The sequence below is a fragment of the Nocardioides pyridinolyticus genome (assembly GCF_054653575.1).
This window is the reverse complement of record NZ_BAAIFY010000023.1, coordinates 51,401-70,272: the sequence shown is the minus strand read 5'-3', so window position 1 is coordinate 70,272 and position 18,872 is coordinate 51,401. Positions and strand designations below refer to the sequence as shown.

The following is an 18,872-nucleotide window of genomic DNA, read 5'->3' as shown; positions in this document are numbered from 1 at the left end:
AAGCGACAGCTGTCGCGGGCGTGTGCCTATTGACCAGGCTCGCCCGAGAAGACACCGTGAGCCTTCCGTCGGACAGCAGGTCCACTCGCGGCGACTCGGCAGCCCCGCCACCCGGGAGCGAGACGGCGGGGCCGATCGTGAGGTACCTGCCAGCGGGGCCAGTCGCAGGATCTCGGCCCCGACGGCAAGCGGGTCAGGCGTAGAGGGTGATCTCCTCGAGTGCGCCGGTCTCGTCGTCGATCTCGATCTCGGCGACGTGGGCGCCGGGCACGAGGTCGGCGGTGGTGCCCTCGCGGTCCTCCTGCTCCTCGCCCTCCTCCTCGGAGTCCTCGGAGTCCTCGGAGTCCTCGGAGTCCTCGTCGGACTCCTCCGAGGCGGTGTCGGTGCCGGGCACCGGGTCGCCCTCGATCTCGATCTCGGTGTCCTCGGTGACCTCCAGGCTCAGGGTGTATCCGCCGACGGACTCCAGGGTCAGGGTGTTGGTGGCCTCGTCGAAGGAGACGATCGTGCCGAAGAGGTCTTCGTCGTCCTCGTCGGGCTCTCCGTCGCCATCGAGGTCGCCGTCGCACCGGTCCAGGTCGCCGTCGTCCTCGTCCTCGTTGGCCTCGCCGTCCTCGTCGGCGTCCTCGTCACCATCGGTGACGCCGTTGCCGTCGGTGTCCGCGACCCGCACCAGGGTGCCGAGCTCGTTCTCGTCCTCGTCGGAGACGTCATCGGAGTCCCGGTCGTCGTCATCGCTGGCACACGCCTCGCGGGAGTCGTCCTCGTCCTCGTCGTCGATGCCGTCGCGGTCGGTGTCCTCGTCGCCGTCGAGGATGCCGTCTCCGTCGGTGTCGGCGCGGTGGACGTCGGTGCCGCGGAGGCCGTCCGTGACCTCGTCGCCGTCGTCGTGGCCGTCGTTGTCGCTGTCCTCGTCGCGGATCAGGGTCTTGGCCCGGTACTCGGCCAGGTTGGTGAGCGCGTCGCGGTCGAAGTCGCCCTTCGCGTCGGCAGCGTTGCGGGGGTTCATCCCGTGGGCGCGTTCCCAGCGGCTCGGGATCCCGTCCCCGTCCCGATCACCGGTGGCGGCGTGCGCCGAGCTGAGGGCGGAGGCCGCCGGAAAGCTCAAGGCGAAGACCGTGCCGGTGACGGCCGCAACGGCGCGCGCGCCCACGTTCGATCGTGTCATGCTGGTTCCTCTCAGGGCGGGCCAGCTCGGCTGGCTCCGATGCATTGGTACCGCTCGACACCGGGTCGTTCGGCCGGAGCGGGTCGCTCCCTCTCGTGACGACTCATCGGCGGCGGCCGGCGCCGGGATGAGGGTTGCGGTGGTCTTTCTTCACCCACGCGACCGAGATCGTCGACCGGCATGCCGGGAGCCGGCGGACGCCGACGCCGGATGCGCCCTCTGTCGAATCAACGCAGGTCCGGTACCGAACCGCCAGCCGCTAGGCTTGCCCCTCCCCCGAGGAGGTTGGTGTGCGCTCGACCCGATCGTGTCAACTGTTCGTCGCCCTGGCGACGTTGGCGGTTGTCGCCGTGGTCGTCCAGCTCCTGCGCCCCGGCAACCTCGTCGGGGACACGCTGCATCACATCGTCCTCTGGGCCGCACCCGTCGCGGCCTGGCTGGGAACAGCCCGCGCCGTCCCGGGAGACCGGCTGATCCGCGCTCTGGTCGCGCTCGGCCTCACGGCGTCCGCGTTCAGCCAGCTGGCCTGGACGACGTCGAACTCCCATGAGGAGCAGATGTCGCTCAGCGACGCCTTCCACCTCGGCAGCTACGTGGGGCTGGGCGGTGCCGTCCTGGCAGCCTTGTTGCGGCACGGCGGCGGGGTCCGCGTCGACGCCGTGGTCGATGCGCTGACCGTCGCGGTGGTCAGCTTCCTCGCGATCTGGACTGTGTCGATCCACGACGTCGTGACTCACGCGTCCGGCTCCTCGTTCAGCAGCCTGGTGCAAGCGGCGTACCCGATCGCGGACGTCGTTCTGCTCGCCCTGGTCTTCCGGGCCTTGTCCTCGCGTCGCGCCCGGACGGCGCTGGGCCTGCCCTTCGCCGTCGGCATCGCGTGTTGGCTGCTCGCCAACCTCGGCTATCCAGGGCTGGCCGGTCTCGCCACGACGTCGGCCCTCCTCGACCTGGCGTGGCTGGGTGGCGGCGTCCTCATGGCGACGGCTGCATGGCGCCCGGCCGCGCCGGGCCTCGACACCCAGGGCGCCAGGGACGAGGTCGAGACGGGCTCGTCCCTGTGGAGGCTCGGGATCGCCATCGTGCCGCTGCTCGTCCCTCCGGGCCTCCTGCTGCTCAACTACGTGCTGGGTCGCCACGTCCACGCGGTGCCGGCCGTGATCGGGATGACGATCCTGGCGGTCCTCGCGTTCCTCCGCACCGCCGGCCTTCTGAAGTCGGAGAGCCGGGCCCGCGCGGAACTCGCCGAGGCACGCGACCTGGCCCTGGCCGGCTCCCAGGCCAAGTCGGCGTTCCTCGCCACGGTGAGCCACGAGATCCGCACCCCGATGAACGGCATCATCGGCCTCACCGGGCTGTTGCTGACCACCGACCTGGACGAGCGTCAGCGGCAGTACGCGCGGGGTCTGGGCAGCGCGGGCGACAACCTGCTCACCATCATCAACGAGATCCTCGACTTCTCGAAGGTCGAGGCGGGCCGGCTCGAGCTGGAGACGATCGACTTCGACCTGGTCCAGGTCGTCGAGGAGGTCGCCGAGCTCGTCGCGGATGCGGCGCAGGAGAAGCGGCTGGAGCTCCTCGCGTACTGCTCCCCCCAGCTGCCGCCGGGCCTGCGAGGGGACCCGTCGCGGCTGCGTCAGGTGCTGCTCAACCTCGTCGGCAACGCCGTGAAGTTCACCGCGTCCGGCGAGGTGGTCGTGCGCGCCCATCTGGAGGAGCAGACGGAGGCGGGGGTGATCGTGCGGTTCGAGGTGACCGACACCGGCATCGGGATCGCGGAGGAGGACCGGTCACGGCTGTTCGAGGCGTTCTCCCAGGTCGACTCCTCCACCACCCGCAGGTACGGCGGCACGGGGCTCGGGCTGGCCATCTGCCGCCAGCTGGTGACCGCCATGGGCGGCACGATCGGGCTCGACAGCCGGCTCGGGCGCGGCAGCACCTTCTGGGTCACGCTCCCGTTCGGGCTCGCGGTCGACCCCGCGGTGCGGCGACCCCGGGAGACCGAAGTGCTGACCGGGCTGCGGGTGCTCGTCGTCGACGACAACCAGACCAACCGGGTCATCCTCGACGACCAGCTCTCCGCCTGGGGGATGTCGGTCGAAACGGTCGACAGCGGCGCCCGCGCACTCTCGCTGCTCGACGCGGCCACGCGCGAGGGCCGGCCCTTCGACCTCGCCGTCCTGGACCTCTGCATGCCCGCGATGGACGGGCTCGAGCTCGCCCGACGCATCTCGGGGACCCCACACCTGGCCTCGACCGGGCTGGTGCTGCTCACCTCCGGCCCCGACGTCGGCCAGGCGGAGGCCCGCGCCGCGGGGATCGCCGCCAGCCTGACCAAGCCCGTGCACCTCTCGCGGCTCCAGGCAGCCCTGGAGACTCTCGTCGCCGGTGACCGCGAGCGTCCGGCGACACCCCCCGATCCGGCGCCCCGGGGCCGTGGACGGATCCTGGTGGTCGAGGACGCCGAGATCAACCAGTTGGTCGCCACCGGCATGCTCGAGCACCTGGGGTACACCGTCGACGTCGCCGACGACGGCATCCACGCGCTCGACGCGCTCGCCCGGACGGCGTACGACGCGGTGCTCATGGACGTGCAGATGCCCCGCATGGACGGTTACCAGGCCACCGCCGAGATCCGTCGCCGTGAGGCCGGCGGGCGTCGGACACCGATCATCGCGATGACCGCGAACGCCATCGATGGCGACCGGGAGCGGTGCCTCGCCGCCGGCATGGACGACTACATCTCCAAGCCCATCTCCCGGGAAGCCGTCGCCGACGCTCTCGACCGCTGGGTGCCGGTCCGGTGAGCGTCCATGCGCTCGCCGAGGGCGACTCCGCCGACTTCGTCGTCCTCGACGGCAGTCCGCCGTCGAGGGACTGAGCAAGCACGCAGCACCGCGCGCATGCCGAGTCCCGGACCTTCTTGGTGACGCCCGTGATGGGACTTCGCCACGTGTTCGGGGCGGACCTCACCGCCTCACGAGGCCCACGCCGGTCACCCTACGCGGATGAGGATCATCCGGAGTGGTGTCCGGCGAGGGCGACTCCCGCCGGCGTTCTCGGGTCCACCAGCGGGAGTCTGGTCCGACGGTAGACCGTGGCGGCCCGATCCGTACCCCGCGTGGCCAAGCCTTGCGGCAATCTGGAGGTCCGGCGCTCCGCGAGCCGCCAGCGGCCCTGGGCTCACCGTTCAGACCGGGGCGTCGCCACCTCCGAGCTCCCACTAGCATCGTCGCCATGCCACTGGTACGCATTGACCTGTTCCCTGGTCGCAGCCTCGAGCAGAAGCGGGAGATCACCGAGGTGATCACCCGAGAGTTGGTGCGCATCGCCGAGTGCCGGCCCGAGACGATCACCGTCATGTTCAACGAGGTGACCCGGGAGAACTGGGGACGCGCCGGCACCTTGTTCGTCGACGAGTACCCCTACGACTGAGCCGGCTCCAGCAGCTCGACCTCGACGAAGCTGAGCAGCGTCTCGCCGGCGTTCCGCACGTCGTGCTCCACGCCCGCAGGCCGCGCGTAGCTCTCTCCTGGGACGAGCTCGCGGACCTGCACCGCCCCGTTCTGGGCGACGGCCTCCATCCGGCCCGCGAGCACGGGCACGACGACGTAGTCGTGCTCGTGCCGGTGCGGACCGGTGCCGGATCCCGGTGGCAGGTCCCAGCGGGTCACGCGCACGCGGTCACCGCTGACCTGCACCGAGGCGGTGCCCCGGTCAGACATCACCGTCGGCTCCTCGGCGCGTCACCACCCCCGCGGCGGCCAGCAGGTCCTCAGGCCGGGCCAGCACGCTGTCGCGCCACGAGCTCGGAACGTGACCCAGGTCAGGGCCTTCGTCCCGGCCCTTCAACAGGCCCAGGACCCGGGGCGGCGTCAGGGGGATCTGCCGTACGTCGCGACCGGTCGCGTCGCTCACCGCGCAGGCAACGGCCGCTGCGACGTTCAGGATCGGGATCTCACCCGCCCCCTTCGCCCCGAGGGGACCGAACGACGGCGCGCCCTCGTAGAGGTCCACCGCGACCTCGACCACGTCGGTCGCCAGCGGCAACCGGTAGGTCTCGAGACCGCGCTGCGCGATCGAGCCGTCCGCGGCGATCGTCACCTCCTCGTGCAGCGCGTAGCCGAGGCCCTGCACGACGCCCCCCTGGATCTGACCGCGGATCGCGCGCGGGTTGACCGCGCGGCCCACGTCCTGGACGACGCGGTAGGCGAGGACCTCCACCTTCCCGGTCGCCGGGTCCACCGCCACCTCGCAGTCGTGGACGGCGAAGATCGGGATGTCCAACGCGTCGATCATGTGGCCCGCCGCGCACCCGGGCATCGACGCTGTGCCTCGACCGGTGAACGACCCGCTTCCCGAGATGGGTCCTCCCAGATCCTGCGCCCGGGCCGCGACCTGTGCGAGCGTGACCGACGCGGTCGGTACACCTCGGACAGAGACGGCGCCGTCGGCGAGTGTCAGGTCCTCCACCGAGGTCTCCAGCAGATCGGCCGCCACCACCAGGAGCTTGCGCTTGGCGTCCTCGCAGGCCGCCTGGCTCGCAGCACCCAGGGACACCGTGGTCCGGCCGCCGCCCACGCCGACGTCGTACCCGGCGGCGTCGGTGTCGGCCGCGCGGACCACCACGTCGCTCGGCGCTATCCCGAACGAGTCGGCGACGATCTGCGGGATCGCCTGCATGGTCGAGCCACTGCCGATCTCGACGCCGGCGGTCACCAGGGTCACGCTCCCGTCAGGGTTGACGTTGACCGTGGCCGCAGACGGTCCGACGAAGACGAACCACGAACCCACCACGGTGGCGCGCCCACGAAGACGGCCATCCGCCGACGAGGGGACCACCGAGCGCTCCTGCAGCGACCTCATGCGCTCCAGCATCGGTCGCAGGACGTCGCCCTCGAACACCTGGCCGGTGGATCCCAGGTCGCCGTCGCCCAGGACGTTGCGCTTGCGGAACTCCAAGCGGTCCATGCCGAGCGCGTCGCAGATCTCGTCGGTGTGCCTCTCCAGGGCGAACGTGTTGTAGGTGCCGTTGCAGGCTCGGAAGGCCCCCGTCGGCGGGGTGTTGGTGTACACAGCACGACTGACCAGTCGGACCGATCCCAACCGGTAGTTGCCGCCGAGCGTGTGCGCCGTCATCGTGGTGAGGAAGGGCTGCTCGCCCCCGTACGCACCGCAATCCATCAGCACCACCGCCTCGCGTCCGACGATCTCGCCGTCCCGGGTCACCGCGGAGCGGATCCGGATCTCGGCGTTCTCGCGGGACAGCGCCGTCTGCATCTCCTCCTGACGCGAGTTGGCGATGCGCACCGGCCGGCCGCTGGCGCGGGACAGCAGCGCTGCGAACGGCTCCAGCGCCCACTCGAACTTCCCGCCGAAGCCGCCTCCCACCGGAGGCACGAGGACCCGCACGTCCGACGGTCGGACGCCGAGCAGCTCCGCGGTGGCCTGCCGCACCGACCAGGGCACCTGGGTGGACGTCTCGAGGACGAACCGGCCGTCCTCGTAGGTGGCGACGCAGGCGCGAGGCTCGAGCGGCGCCTGGTTCTGCCGACCCGACGCGAAGGTGCTCTCCACCACCACGACGTCGTCGCGGGCGAACGCGTCGTCGGTGTCGCCCCGGACCACCGTGGCCTCCCACGCCACGTTCCCCCCGCGCTCCCCGCCTTCGACGAGGACCTGGTAGTCCTGCCAGTCCTCGTGGACCAGCCGCGCACCAGGCGCCAGGGCCTGCGCCATGGTGAGGTGCGGTGGCAGGGTCTCCAGCTCGACCACGACAGCGGCCGCCGCGGCCTCGGCCTGCTCGGCGGTGTCGGCGGCCACGGCGGCCAGCGGCTCACCGACGTACCGGACCACATCGGAGGCCAGGAGCGGATGGTCGGCGACACCGATCCCGTACCGCCCCGGAGCGTCCTCCGCGGTCACGACCGCGCGGACGCCCGGCATCCGCCGGGCCGGGCCGGCGTCGATCCGCAGGATCCGTGCGGCGGCCACCTCCGACCTGCGCACGGCGGCGTGGAGCAGCCCCGGCTTCATGAGGTCCACGGTGTAGCGGGTGCGGCCGCGCAGCTTGTCCTCGGAGTCGCGTCGTGGGACGTCGGCACCGATCGTGCCGCTCATGCCGGTGCCCCGCTGCCGACGCTCAGGCCCATGCTGGCGAGTGCCTCGTGAGCCGCGGCGAGGATCTGCTCGTACCCGGTGCATCGGCAGATGTTGCCCACCAGCGCGCGGCGCAGTTCTGAGTCGTCCACGGGCTGTCCCTGCTCCACCAGCGCGGTCAGCGTCATGAGCAGTCCGGGGAAGCACATCCCGCACTGGACGACGTCGGCGTCCTTGAACGCCTGCTGGACCGGGGACAGCGACTCGTTGCCCCGCGCCAGCGACTCCACGGTCCGCACCTCGCGCCCGCCGGCCAGCGCCACGGGAAGCAGGCAGGAGACCGCAGGCCTGTCGTCCACCAGGACGGTGCACGAGCCGCAGAAACCCTCGTGGCAGGCCGCCTTCGTGCCGGTGAGGGCGAGGTGCTCGCGCAGGACGGTCACCAAGGGGGTCAGGGGTGGGACGTCGACGGCGTGACGCTCCCCGTTGATGCTCAGCTCTGTGCTCACAGTGCTCCAACTCCTCGAGTGGTCAGGTATCCGGGACGGGACTCGTCCCGTCAGTGCACGGCGTCGGCGAGGGCCTTGGCGAGGAGAGCGGGCACGACGTCACGGCGGTACCAGGCCGGCGCCTCGACCCCATCGCGGGCGGGAAGCACGTCGACGTTCCGTCGTGCCGCGGCGAGCGCCTCCTCGGACTCGGGCACCGCGCCGGCGAGCTCCCGCTCGACCTCGGGCCACCGCTGGGGCACCTGCCCCACCGAGCCCAGTGCCACCCGGGCCTCGTCGATCCGGCCGCTGCCATCGAGGACGACCGCGACGCTGACGATGGCCACGGGGTAGTCGCCGGCCGCACGCAGCGTCAGCCGCGCGTGCGCAGAGCGCACGGGCCGGCGGGGCACCGCGACGCCGGTCACCAGGACGGAGCCCAGGCTGGACCTGCGGTCGAGGAACTGCTCGACCGCGACCCGTTCGGAGCCGTCAGGACCCTCGAGGACGACGAGGCCGTCAAGAGCGAGGAGCGCCGGCACGAGATCTGCCGCCGGAAACTCCGCTGTGCACAGGTTGCCGCCCACGGTCGCCATCTCACGAACCGCCGGGTTCGCCGACCCGGCCGCGGCTTGGCGCAACACACGCACCTCGGGGATGTCACGGAGGGACGTCGCGAGCTCGGCGTGCGTGACCGCGGCGCCGACCATGATCTCGTGGTCCCCCACCGTCACGGTCCCGAGCTCAGGGATCGCGTCGATCGCTACATAGGCCGACGCAGCCTCGTCACCCCGCAGCGGCGCGCGCAGCAACCAGGTCGCCCCGGCCAGCGGACGGGAGCCGTCGATCGAGCCGAGCAGCCCGAGCGCCTCCTCGACCGTGCTGGGCCGGTGCAGCTCGGCCGCCGAGAGGAGCGCGTTCACGGTGCGCACTCCACGAGCAGCTCGATCTCCACCGGACTGCCCAGCGGCAGGGCCGACGAGCCGACGTTCGTCCGCACGTGACGGCCCGCCTCCCCGAACACCTCCAGCAGCACATCGCTCGCACCGTTCATCACCGCGGGATGGTCGGTGAAGCCCGCCGGACAGGCGATGTGACCGGTCAGACCGAGGACCCGCGTGATCCGGTCGATCCCGCCGGCCAGGGAGGCCGCGGCGGAGACCGCGTTGAGCGCCGCGGCCCGCGCAGCACGCGCGGCGGTCGCCACGTCCACGTCGACCCCGACCGTTCCGGTGGCGACCAGCGCCCCGTCGACGAAGGCGAGCTGCCCGGTCGTGCGGATGGTGTCGCCCTGCCGGACAGCGGGAACGTACGACCCGACGGGCGACGGCGGCGGAGGGAGCTCGATGCCCAGCTCCGCCAGCCGCCGCGACGGGGAGTCCTGGCTCTCCACGCCGAACCTCCCTTACCCGAGCAGCGCGCGCAGCTGCTGCACACGCTCGCGGGCTTCGTACCGGGCGGCGACGGCGTCCTCGAGGCTGACCGCGCGGAACTGCGTGCGCGCGCCCGGCGAGCACTGGCCGACCAGGTCCAGGTCGACGCTGATGACGGTGGCGACCATGGCGTAGCCGCCGCCCGAGACCGCGTCACGGTGCAAGATGATCGGCTCCACGCCGCCCGGCACCTGGATGGAGCCGATCGGGTAGCCGGCGTCGACGATGTTGGACGGGTCGGACCCCGCGCCGAACGGCTGGACCCGCTCCTCCCACTCCAACGCGGGACCGCTGTAGCGGAAGCCCATCCGGTCCGCGACCGGGGTGAGCGTCCACACCGAGTCGAGGAACCGGTCCAGGCCCGGCTGAGTCAGCCGGTAGTCGTACAGGCCCAGCACGACCCGGACCTCGACGTCGCGGGAGTGCACCGGGCGAAGGTGCTCGGGCACGACCCGACCCGGCGTGCCGTTGCCGCGCCCGGTCGCGATCACGTCACCGGCCTGAAGGGTCCGGCCCTCGTGGCCGCCGAACCCGCCCACCGTGTAGGTGGACCGGCTGCCGAGCACCGCCGGCACGTCGAGGCCGCCCGCGACCGCGACGTACACCCGGGCACCGGCCTCGAGGAAGCCGAAGGAGACCTCGTCGCCGGCGCGCACGACGAACGACTCCCACTGCGGGGCGGGTTCGCCGTTGACCTTGACCTGCATGGTCGCGCCCGTCACCGCGATCACCGACTCCTCGGTGAAGCGCAGGCGCGGCCCCATGTACGGCGACTCGAGCAGCGGCGCGCCGGGATCGTTGCCGACCAGCAGGTTCGCCGCCAGCGCGGACGCCTGGTCGACGGCGCCCGACGGCGGGATGCCGACGTTGTAGAACCCCGGACGACCGCGGTCCTGGATGCTCGTGCCGAGCCCTGGTTCGATGATCTCAATTGCCACGGAGAGCCTCCAGCAGTCCTGCGTTGTAGCCGTCGGGGTCGGCGAGGAAGTCGTCGAGGACGAACTGCACCGGGGCCTGCTTGAACCGGTACGTACCGGCCTCGACCTCGGCCCTGATCGACGTGTACTCGGCCTCGTCGATCGGTCGGAACTTCACGATGTCGCCGGGGCGGAAGAAGACCATGAAGTCCTCGAAATCCGGCAGGCGCTGCTCCGGGTCGAAGATCGGCGCCGGCGTCAGCCCGAACATCTGGTAGCCGCCCGCACCACGGACGGAGTAGATGCAGGCGAAGCAGCCTCCGTGGCCGACCGTGAGAGCCGGGGTGTCGGTCCGCGGCCGCACGTACTTCGGGACCTCCAGCTGCCGCTCGCGCTCCACCATCTGGAACATGAAGGGCAGCCCGGCCACGAAGCCGACCATCGAGGTGATCCACGGTGAGGCCGAGTGCGCCTCGATGAACGCGTCGACCGACTCCAGGTCGTTCTCGAGCGCAGCGAACTCGAGATCGTTGCCCTCGGGCCGCTGGTGGCGGTCACGGAACCGGGCGCCGGTCTCGTTGGTGAACGGGTCGTCGTACCACACCGGGACCTCGAAGATCCGGGTCTCCAGGCTGAGACGCGGATCGGCGGAGACCGCGCGCTCGACGTCCCGCACCGTCGCCTCGAGCGTGCCGGGGTCCAGCACCTCGGGGTCGAACCTGATCAGCAGCGAGGCGTTCGAGGGACAGATGTCGACGATGCCGTCGAGCCCGCGGGCGGTCAGGCCCTGGCTCATCGCCATCGCGGTGAAGTTCGCCTCGAGGCTCATCTCCTCCGACACCTGGACGACGAGGTGCTCGTCGGCACCCCATGAATATCGGCTCTGGCGCTGGGTCACGATCCCTCCTTCTCCTGAGCGGCCATCCAGCCCTCCAGGAACGTGGTGTGGTAGGCGCCCGAGCGGAACTCCGGGAGGTCCAGGACCCGCTGCAGGAAGCCGACCGTGGTCTCGACTCCGCGGACCTCCACCTCGTCGAGCGCACGACGCAGACGCGCCACCGCCTCGTCGCGGTTCGATCCCCAGACGACGATCTTGGCGAGCATCGAGTCGTAGAACGGCGTGACCTCGCTCCCCGCCTCGTAGCCGGAGTCGATGCGCACGAACGGCCCGCCCGGCATCCGGAAGACCGCAAGTCGGCCCGGGCTGGGCATGAACCCCCAGTCCGGGTTCTCGGCGTTGAGGCGCACCTCGATGGCGTGGCCCCGGGAGACGACGTCCTGCTGGCTGAACGAGAGCGGCTTGCCGGCCGCCACGAGCAGCTGCTCCTGGACCAGGTCACGGCCCGTGACCATCTCCGTGACGGGATGCTCCACCTGGATCCGGGTGTTCATCTCGATGAAGTAGTACTCCCGGCTGTCGGGGTCGTAGAGGAACTCGACGGTTCCCGCGCCGGTGTAGCGCACGACCTCGGCAAGCCGGACGGCCGCCGTCGTCAGTCCCTCACGGACGTCCTCGGGAAGGCCCGGGGCGCCGGCCTCCTCGATGACCTTCTGCCGGCGACGCTGCATCGAGCAGTCACGCTCGCCGAGGTGGACGAAGTGCTCACCGTCACCGAAGATCTGCACCTCGATGTGACGAGCGTGCGGCACGAACCGCTCGACGTAGACGTCGCCGCTGCCGAAGGCGGCCTCGGCCTCGGCCTGGGCGACCGGCAGCTGCTCGGCGAGCTCCTGGGGGTTCTGCACGATCCGGATGCCGCGCCCGCCACCGCCGGCCGCGGCCTTGACCGCGACGGGGAAGCCCACTGCCAGCGCGGCCTCCTGTGCCGCCTCGATGGTGCGGACGGGGCCGTCCGATCCGGGCACGGTGGCGACTCCGGCCTGTTGTGCGGTCAGGCGTGCCTGCGCCTTGTCACCCATCATCTTGATGGCCTCCGGGGAGGGGCCGACCCAGGTGACCCCTGCAGCGATGACGCGCTCCGCGAACTCGGCGTTCTCGGAGAGGAACCCGTAGCCGGGATGGACGGCGTCCGCCCCGGACTCCTCGACCGCTGCGAGCAGCGCGTCGACGTTCAGGTAGCTCTGGCTCGCGACCGCCGGCCCCACCACGACGTGCTCGTCGGCCTGCCGAACGTGCACCGCAGCGGCATCGGCCTCGCTGCACACGGCAACGGAGGCGATGTCGAGCTCCCGAGCGGCTCGGGCAATGCGGACCGCGATCTCGCCGCGGTTGGCGATCAGTACCTTCCGCATGGTCAGGCGGTCTCGATCGTCGCGATGGCGTCGCCAGGGCCCAGCACGCCATTGGTGTCGACCAAGAAGGCGACGATCGTGCCGTCGACCCCGGCCTTGATCTCGGCGAACTGCTTCATGACCTCGACCAGACCGATCGTCTGGTCCGATGTCACCGCGGCGCCGATCTCGGCGTAGACCGGCTGGTCAGGAGCCGGCCTGCGGTAGAAGACGCCGGGAAGCGGGGACTGCACGGTGTGCTCAGCCATGGTTCTTTCCTTTCGGGGGAGGGGTTCAGGAACAGTCGGCGATGACGCCGCGCACGGCTGCGGCCACGTCGATCGCGTTGGGGGTGTCCGAGTGCACGCAGATGCTGTCCACCCGCATCGGGAACCGCTCGCCGGTCTGCGCCACGGCGACGCCCTCGGTGAGGGCGAGGCGAGCGCGTTCGACGGCGTCCGCCACCGGCGTGGCGTGGGGGCGACGGGCGATCACGAGCGACCCGTCGGCGCGGTACGGAAGGTCGACGTAGAACTCGGCGACGAACGGCACGTCGCGGCGTTCCGCGACCCGCTCGTGGGCGGTGCCCGCCATGCCGAAGACCGGGACGGCGTACTGCACGGCGACGTCGCAGACCGCGTCCATCAGCTCCTCGTCCCGCGCCACCATCCCGTACAGCGAGCCGTGCGGCTTGATGTGGTCCAGCTGGGCTCCCGTCGCCGACAGGAAGCCGACCAGGGCGCCCACCTGGTAGCGGACGATGTCGCGCACCTCCTCGGCGGTGAGCTTCATCTCCCGCCGACCGAAGCCGACGAGGTCGGGGAGGCCGGGGTGAGCGCCGACGGTGATGCCGGCCGCGACCGCCTTCTCGACGGTCTCCCGGAGGACCGAGGGGTCACCGGCGTGGAAGCCGCACGCCACGTTGGCCGTGTCGATGATCTCGAGGAGACCGTCGTCGTTCCCGAATGAGTGGAGTCCGAAGGACTCCCCCATGTCCGAGTTGAGGCTGATAGCCATCGTTGTTCACACCCTTCCTGAGAGAGCGGCAGCGGCTACGCGCTGACGCATCCGGTCGGCCACGACCGCGAAGGCGAGCACGAGGCCGATAACGATCATCTGGTAGTAGGACGTCACCTGCGCCAGGTTCATGCCGTTGGTGACGAGCCCGATGAAGACGGCACCGAGAACCGCGTTCAACACCCTGCCGCTGCCGCCGCGCAGGCTCACGCCGCCGATGACGGCGGCCGCGATGGTCTCCAGCGGCAGCGAGGCGCCGATGTTCGCCTCGCCGGTCTCGATGCGAGCGGTCAGCAGCACTGCGCCGACCGCCGCGAGAAGGCCCGAGAGAGCGTACGCGAGGAAGAGCACGCGCCCCTCACGGACCCCGCTGAGCTTGGCGGCGTGCGGGCTGGAGCCGACGGCGTAGATGTGCCGCCCGGAGCGGGTCCACGTCAGGAACACCCACAGCAGCACCGCTGCCGTCCCGGCCACCCAGATCGAGACGCCGATGCCGAACCACTCGCCGAAGCCCAGCCACTGGCTGAACTCCGAGGGCATCCCGTAGACAGGCACGCCCGAGGTCAGGTGCAGGGCGCAGCCCTGGAACACCGAGGCTGTCGCCAGGGTCATGATGAACGGATTGACCTTGAGCCAACCGACGCCCGCCGCGTTGACCAGGCCGGCGCTCAGCCCGACGAGCAGCCCGACGCCGACGCCGATGAGGACCGCGGTGGCGGGACTACCGTCCGCGTTCGCCGCCATCGACATGGCGGTGGTGACCGAGACCAGCGCGGTGATCGAGCCGACCGACAGGTCGAAGCCCCCCGCGAGGAGCACCGCGAACTGCGCCAGCGTCGCGATGATCACGTAGGAGTTCTGGCGGAGCATCGAGTGAAGGTTGTCCAGGGTCAGGAAGTTGTCCGACAGCATGGTGAAGACCACCACCGCGACCACCATCAGCGGCGGCAGGACCCCGACCTTGACGAATGCCCTCGCCAGCGACCCCAGGAGCGTGCGTGGGGGGGCCGGCGCCGTAGTGGTGGGGGCGCTCATGCGACCACGTCCCCTCGTGTCTCGTCCCAGTGCACCATGTTGCGCAGTACCGCCTCTTCCGTCAGTTGTGTACCTGCCAGCTCAGCCGTCACCCGCCCCTGCGAGAAGACGTAGGCCCGGTGGCAGAGATGGAGGATCTCGGGGAGCTCCGAGGAAACGATGACGACCGCGTGCCCGGCTCCAGCCAGGTCCACGATCAGCTGGTAGATCGCCGCACGGGCACCGACGTCCACCCCGACCGTGGGCTCGTCGAGCAGGTAGACGTCGCAGTCACCCATCAGGGCGCGGCCCAGCAGACCCTTCTGCTGGTTCCCGCCGCTGTAGGCGGCGGCGGGACGTTCCGGGTCGGCCGGGCTGAGGTTCATCCGCTCGGTCATCGCCTTCGCGCTGCGCCTCTCCATGCCGCGGCGGAGCAGCCTGGAGCGGGTGAACTCCTGACGACCCAGCCACGGAAGGGTGATCGACTCGCGCAGCGGCCGCTCGAGGAACAGTCCCTCCTTCTTGCGGTCACTCGGCAGGTAGACCACCTTCTCCCGGAGCATCCGGTTCGTCGAGCGGCCGGTCACGTCACGCCCGGCGAGGACGACCCGCCCGGCCGTGACCGGCTCGAGGCCGAAGCACGCCCGGACCGCCTCGGACTTGCCGGATCCGACCAGTCCGGCCAGCCCGACGACCTCCCCGGCGCGGACCTCGAAGGACACCTCGGTGACCGAGGAGGCCGGGGTGCTGAGTCCGGTCACCGTGAGCACCGGCTGGTCGCCGGGCTCGGGGAGCGGGGGGTAGAGCGTGTCCACGACGCGGCCGGTCATCAACCCGATGAGCTCGTCCTCCGCGGTGCCTCCGGGAACGGTCGTCACGAGTCGACCGTCCCGCAGCACGGTGATGCGGTCCGCGAGCCGGCGGATCTCGCCCATGCGGTGGGTGATGTAGACGATGCCGATCCCACGCTCGCGGACGCTCTCGATGAGCGTGAAGAGACGCTCGGACTCCTGGTCGGTGAGCGACGCGGTCGGCTCGTCGAGGATGAGCACGGAGAGCTCGGGCCGAAACGCCTTGGCGATCTCCACCATCTGCTGCTCCGCGCGCGTCAGGGACTCCACCACCGCGCCCGGGTCGAGCCGGAACCCGAACGTGTCGAGCCGCTCGCGAGCAGTGCGCCGCACCCGACCACGGTCGACCAGGCCCAACCGCCGGGGTTCGTCACCCAGGACGAGGTTCTCGGCCACGGTCAAGGTGGGCGCCAGGGAGAACTCCTGGAAGACCGCGCTGACACCCGCTCGACGAGCCGCGGCAACGTCGGCGAACTGCACCGGCACCCCGTCGACCTCGATCGTTCCCTCGTCGGGCGACTGCACCCCGGCGAGCATCGAGATCATCGTCGACTTGCCGGCGCCGTTCTCTCCGAAGAGCACGTGCACCTCGCCGCGGCGCAGCTCGAAGTCGACCCGGTCGAGGGCCACGACGCCGGGATAGCGCTTCGTGATGCCCTTGGCGCGCAGGACAGGTCGGTCGACCCTGGTGGTCATCCCTGGCTCCTACTTGTCGTCGGTGGAGCGGGGCGGGCGAGCAAGAGAGCCGGCCCGCCCCGCTGGTCGAGAGTTGGTCAGTCGGCGCTGACGTTGAAGACGGGGCTCCAGCCGTCGGGCGCCAGGGTGGTCTCCCGGTCGAACGACTCAACGCCCGACTCGTCGACCATGACCAGCTGCGGGCCGACGTGGATCATCAGCTCCTCCTCCTGCAGCGCGCGGACCGCCTGATCGACGGCGATGCGCGCCTGGATCACCGTGCTGTCGCTCGGCGCTGCGGCGACGCTCCCGGAGAGCAGGCCCTGGTGCGTACCCGGGGTGTAGTAGTAGCCCACCACCCCCACCTGGTCGCTGAGCCCGCGGTCTCGCAGGATCGGGCCCGCCGCCTCCGCGGTCACCGCGGTGCCGACGATGTAGTCCAGGTCCGGGTTGGCTGCGAGGGCGTCCTCGATGAGCGTCGACTGCGCCTCCTTGCCGGTGTCGCCCCACAGGGTGTCGACGACCTCGACCTCGCTGCCCTCGAGCGCCTCCTTGAAGCCTGCCTCGCCGGCCTCGGCCCAGCCCGCGCCCTTGGGACCGGGGAACCACGCGACCTTGATCGGCTCCCCGCCGCTCTCCTCGACCAGCCACTCCGCCGAGATGGTCGCCAGCTCGCCGAACGACACCAGCGACTTGGCCGTGACATCCGGCGACGACATCCCGTTGATGACGTCGATGACCGGCTTGCCGTCCTCGACCAGCTGGCTCACCGTGTTGTTGATGCCGTCGTAGGAGATCGCGCCGATGATCACGGCGTCCGCGCTCTGGGCGCAGTCCTCGATCTGCGAGATCTGCGTGGGGAGGTTCTCGTAGCCACCCGCCTCGACGATCGACAGGTTGACGCCGAGCTCCTTCGCCTGCTCGGTGGCACCGTAGGCGACGCCCAGCCAGTAGGCGTCCTTCATGTGCGGGACCGAGACGCACAGGTTCCAAGGCTCGTCGGCCTTCTCGAGGGGGACGTAGTCGGCGACGGAACGAGCGCTGTCCATCGACAGCTCCTCCCAGACGTCGACCTTGACCGGCGCCCAGTCGGCGGCCGGCGCCTCCTCCGCACTGGTGTCGGTGGCGCCGCCTCCGCAGGCGCTGACGGCCAGCACGAAGGCCGCCGATCCGGTGAATGCAGCCAGACGCTTCCTTGCCACGGGCACTCTCCTCCTTCTTGCCGGGGACGGTGTCCACGCGGCGGTGAATGGCGAACGGCCAGAAGTGAAACACGGTCGAAGGCGGAGTTCCCATGAGCACCTGCACAAAAGGCAGGTCCCTACTATCGTGCAGTTGCACGACGCGGAGCACGGTCGAGATCGACTGAAATCGGCCGGTTACGACCCGGAAACATGTCACCATCGAACGCCAGGAGAAGCCGTGAGCCTGACCGTCCGCCAGCTCATCGCGGAGCCCTCGCTCGAACTCGTTCTGGTGGCCGCTGCGACTCCGGCGGCCTTCGGCCGGGCCATCCGGTGGGTGGCGGCCTCCGACCTCGTCGACCCCACCCCGTTCCTGTCGGGCGGCGAGCTCCTGCTGACGACGGGCAGCGCCATCGCCTTCGATGACGACGACGCATGGGAAGCCTTCGTCGGACGACTCCTCTCGGTCTCCACGTCCGCAGTCGGGTTCGCCACCGGCCTGCGGCACGCCAGCGTGCCGCCCGCGCTCGCCAGGGCGGCCGGAGCCGCGGACCTCCCGTTGGTCGAGGTCCTGTACCACGTCCCCTTCGTGAAGATCACCCAGTTCGTCGCCGACGCGCTCGTGGCCGGTCAGCTGCGGGACCTCGGCAAGGCGGGTGCCCTGGCCTCCCGGCTCGCCACTGCCATCACCGGCGGCGCCGGTCTCAGCGAGCTGTTGCGCCAGATCGCTGAGGAGATCGAGGGCACGGCGGCGGTCCTGGACCTCGACGGGGCTGTCGTCGCCTCCTACCCCTCCACGACACGCTGGGAGGTCGAGGCTGCACTCGCCGGGCACCGAGCCGACGAGGCCGAGCTCCGGGTCATGCCGCTCGATCAAGCCGGCGTCCGGGACCACGTCCTCGTGGCGCGCTCATCCCTGCCGCTGCAGACCGCCGAGGCCGTGCTCTCGGCGGCCTCCACCCTCGTCGCCATCGACCTGTCCCGGCGGCTGGCCGAGGAGGACAGCAACGCGGATCGCATGAGCCGGCTGCTGGACGCACTGACCGACTGGACGACGCCGACCGCCACCCTCTCCCGGGCGATGCGGGTTGCCGGGCTCGCCAGCGACGCCCCGACGCTCGTGCTGGCAGCCGTCCTCGACGGGCGCGAGCAGTCGGTCTTCTCGTTCCGGCTGCGTCTGGCTGTGCAGAAGCACTGGTCGACGGTCCAACAGGTGCGCCGCGGGAAGGCGATGCTCCTCCTGGCGCAGCGCCCGGTGCCGGACACCGACGCCGGCCTGCTGGAGGACCTCCGCCATGAGTTCGGCAAGCGCCAGATCGTCGTCGCCGAGCCCGCCGCGGACGTCGACGAGCTGCGGATGGCCGTGGCCGCCGCCCGCAGCCGGATCGACGAGGCGACCGAACCGACGCAGATCCCGACCTACGACCTGTTGGCGATCGTCGCCTCGGCGGTGGGGCGGGGTGCCCGGCGGGCAGCGGCACACTTCCTGGCCCCGGTCGAGCAGCACGACGACCGCTACGACAGCGAGCTGGTGAAGACCTTGCGCGCGTACCTCCGAGCCGACGGGCGCCCGGCCGATGCCGCGGCTGCCCTCCACATCCACCGCAACACCCTGCGATACCGGCTGATCCAGGTCGAGAAACTGATGGGGGTCGACCTCCAGACCCTGGACGGGCGTACGGCGGCAGCGCTGGCGCTCCGGCTGCACGACGTCGGCACGAGCTGAGTCGCGGTGCGGCGCCGCGTGTCCGGGACGGTGTCGCAGCGTCGTCCCGGGCACGCGGCCACCGCGTGACG

Annotated in this window: 17 protein-coding genes; 3 read left to right on the top strand and 14 right to left on the bottom strand. The window is 71.0% G+C overall.

All coding sequences use genetic code 11. The annotated features are described in order from the left end of the window. Window positions 1-193: 193 nt before the first annotated feature. Window positions 194-1,168: a hypothetical protein gene (locus ACYQ0U_RS17865; protein WP_459975233.1), complete on the bottom strand. Its 975-nt coding sequence runs from the start codon at window positions 1,166-1,168 to the stop codon at window positions 194-196. Between the two features lie 290 nt (window positions 1,169-1,458). Between ACYQ0U_RS17865 and ACYQ0U_RS17860 the strand changes: the two genes are divergently transcribed. Both ACYQ0U_RS17860 and ACYQ0U_RS17855 read left to right on the top strand, forming a co-directional pair. After that, window positions 1,459-3,972, top strand: coding sequence for a hybrid sensor histidine kinase/response regulator (locus tag ACYQ0U_RS17860; RefSeq protein WP_459975232.1), 2,514 nt, complete (start codon window positions 1,459-1,461; stop codon window positions 3,970-3,972). A 430-nt stretch (window positions 3,973-4,402) separates the two neighbouring features. Then, complete coding sequence (locus ACYQ0U_RS17855; RefSeq protein ID WP_459975231.1) at window positions 4,403-4,600, top strand: tautomerase family protein; 198 nt, start codon at window positions 4,403-4,405, stop codon at window positions 4,598-4,600. Here ACYQ0U_RS17855 and ACYQ0U_RS17850 read toward each other — a convergent pair. The 13 genes from ACYQ0U_RS17850 to torT form a co-directional block, all read right to left on the bottom strand. Further along, entirely contained in the window at window positions 4,591-4,890 is a 300-nt protein-coding gene (locus ACYQ0U_RS17850; protein ID WP_459975234.1) for a cupin domain-containing protein, read from the bottom strand. The genes ACYQ0U_RS17855 and ACYQ0U_RS17850 overlap by 10 nt on opposite strands. Next, window positions 4,883-7,285: a xanthine dehydrogenase family protein molybdopterin-binding subunit gene (locus tag ACYQ0U_RS17845; protein ID WP_459975230.1), complete on the bottom strand. Its 2,403-nt coding sequence runs from the start codon at window positions 7,283-7,285 to the stop codon at window positions 4,883-4,885. The genes ACYQ0U_RS17850 and ACYQ0U_RS17845 overlap by 8 nt, the downstream gene beginning before the upstream one ends. Beyond that, window positions 7,282-7,773 carry a (2Fe-2S)-binding protein gene (locus ACYQ0U_RS17840; RefSeq protein ID WP_459975229.1) on the bottom strand — a complete coding sequence of 164 codons (492 nt, stop codon included), beginning with the start codon at window positions 7,771-7,773 and terminating at the stop codon, window positions 7,282-7,284. Before ACYQ0U_RS17840 ends, ACYQ0U_RS17845 begins: the two co-directional genes overlap by 4 nt. 50 nt (window positions 7,774-7,823) lie before the next feature. Further along, window positions 7,824-8,675, bottom strand: a complete 852-nt coding sequence (locus ACYQ0U_RS17835; protein WP_459975228.1) for an FAD binding domain-containing protein — start codon at window positions 8,673-8,675, stop codon at window positions 7,824-7,826. Further along, window positions 8,672-9,145 carry a RidA family protein gene (locus ACYQ0U_RS17830; RefSeq protein WP_459975227.1) on the bottom strand — a complete coding sequence of 158 codons (474 nt, stop codon included), beginning with the start codon at window positions 9,143-9,145 and terminating at the stop codon, window positions 8,672-8,674. Before ACYQ0U_RS17830 ends, ACYQ0U_RS17835 begins: the two co-directional genes overlap by 4 nt. Before the next feature lie 12 nt (window positions 9,146-9,157). Then, the gene (locus tag ACYQ0U_RS17825) at window positions 9,158-10,123 is read right to left on the bottom strand and encodes a 5-oxoprolinase subunit C family protein (RefSeq protein ID WP_459975226.1); all 966 of its coding nucleotides are present in this window, start codon (window positions 10,121-10,123) and stop codon (window positions 9,158-9,160) included. Beyond that, window positions 10,113-11,000 (bottom strand): 5-oxoprolinase subunit B family protein, encoded by an 888-nt coding sequence (locus ACYQ0U_RS17820; RefSeq protein ID WP_459975225.1) that lies wholly within the window; start codon window positions 10,998-11,000, stop codon window positions 10,113-10,115. The genes ACYQ0U_RS17825 and ACYQ0U_RS17820 overlap by 11 nt, the downstream gene beginning before the upstream one ends. After that, entirely contained in the window at window positions 10,997-12,355 is a 1,359-nt protein-coding gene (locus tag ACYQ0U_RS17815; RefSeq protein WP_459975224.1) for an acetyl-CoA carboxylase biotin carboxylase subunit, read from the bottom strand. Before ACYQ0U_RS17815 ends, ACYQ0U_RS17820 begins: the two co-directional genes overlap by 4 nt. 2 nt (window positions 12,356-12,357) lie before the next feature. Beyond that, window positions 12,358-12,603, bottom strand: coding sequence for an acetyl-CoA carboxylase (locus ACYQ0U_RS17810; protein ID WP_459975223.1), 246 nt, complete (start codon window positions 12,601-12,603; stop codon window positions 12,358-12,360). A 25-nt stretch (window positions 12,604-12,628) separates the two neighbouring features. Then, on the bottom strand, window positions 12,629-13,351 hold the full coding sequence (pxpA, locus tag ACYQ0U_RS17805) for a 5-oxoprolinase subunit PxpA (RefSeq protein WP_459975222.1): 723 nt from the start codon (window positions 13,349-13,351) through the stop codon (window positions 12,629-12,631). A 6-nt stretch (window positions 13,352-13,357) separates the two neighbouring features. After that, complete coding sequence (locus ACYQ0U_RS17800; RefSeq protein WP_459975221.1) at window positions 13,358-14,386, bottom strand: ABC transporter permease; 1,029 nt, start codon at window positions 14,384-14,386, stop codon at window positions 13,358-13,360. Then, window positions 14,383-15,912 (bottom strand): sugar ABC transporter ATP-binding protein, encoded by a 1,530-nt coding sequence (locus ACYQ0U_RS17795; RefSeq protein ID WP_459975220.1) that lies wholly within the window; start codon window positions 15,910-15,912, stop codon window positions 14,383-14,385. The genes ACYQ0U_RS17800 and ACYQ0U_RS17795 overlap by 4 nt, the downstream gene beginning before the upstream one ends. Before the next feature lie 77 nt (window positions 15,913-15,989). Next, complete coding sequence (gene torT, locus ACYQ0U_RS17790; protein ID WP_459975219.1) at window positions 15,990-17,093, bottom strand: TMAO reductase system periplasmic protein TorT; 1,104 nt, start codon at window positions 17,091-17,093, stop codon at window positions 15,990-15,992. Between the two features lie 220 nt (window positions 17,094-17,313). On the opposite strand from torT, the gene ACYQ0U_RS17785 reads away from it, so the two are divergent. Next, window positions 17,314-18,801, top strand: a complete 1,488-nt coding sequence (locus tag ACYQ0U_RS17785) for a PucR family transcriptional regulator (RefSeq protein WP_459975218.1) — start codon at window positions 17,314-17,316, stop codon at window positions 18,799-18,801. Window positions 18,802-18,872 lie beyond the last annotated feature (71 nt).

What these genes read in the sequence shown, in the direction of transcription:
- pxpA (WP_459975222.1), bottom strand. Translation starts at nt 13,351, where the DNA reads ATGGCTATCAGCCTCAACTCGGACATGGGGGAGTCCTTCGGACTCCAC.
- ACYQ0U_RS17815 (WP_459975224.1), bottom strand. Translation starts at nt 12,355, where the DNA reads ATGCGGAAGGTACTGATCGCCAACCGCGGCGAGATCGCGGTCCGCATT.
- ACYQ0U_RS17795 (WP_459975220.1), bottom strand. Translation starts at nt 15,912, where the DNA reads ATGACCACCAGGGTCGACCGACCTGTCCTGCGCGCCAAGGGCATCACG.
- ACYQ0U_RS17800 (WP_459975221.1), bottom strand. Translation starts at nt 14,386, where the DNA reads ATGAGCGCCCCCACCACTACGGCGCCGGCCCCCCCACGCACGCTCCTG.
- ACYQ0U_RS17855 (WP_459975231.1), top strand. Translation starts at nt 4,403, where the DNA reads ATGCCACTGGTACGCATTGACCTGTTCCCTGGTCGCAGCCTCGAGCAG.
- ACYQ0U_RS17810 (WP_459975223.1), bottom strand. Translation starts at nt 12,603, where the DNA reads ATGGCTGAGCACACCGTGCAGTCCCCGCTTCCCGGCGTCTTCTACCGC.
- ACYQ0U_RS17850 (WP_459975234.1), bottom strand. Translation starts at nt 4,890, where the DNA reads ATGTCTGACCGGGGCACCGCCTCGGTGCAGGTCAGCGGTGACCGCGTG.
- ACYQ0U_RS17865 (WP_459975233.1), bottom strand. Translation starts at nt 1,168, where the DNA reads ATGACACGATCGAACGTGGGCGCGCGCGCCGTTGCGGCCGTCACCGGC.
- ACYQ0U_RS17845 (WP_459975230.1), bottom strand. Translation starts at nt 7,285, where the DNA reads ATGAGCGGCACGATCGGTGCCGACGTCCCACGACGCGACTCCGAGGAC.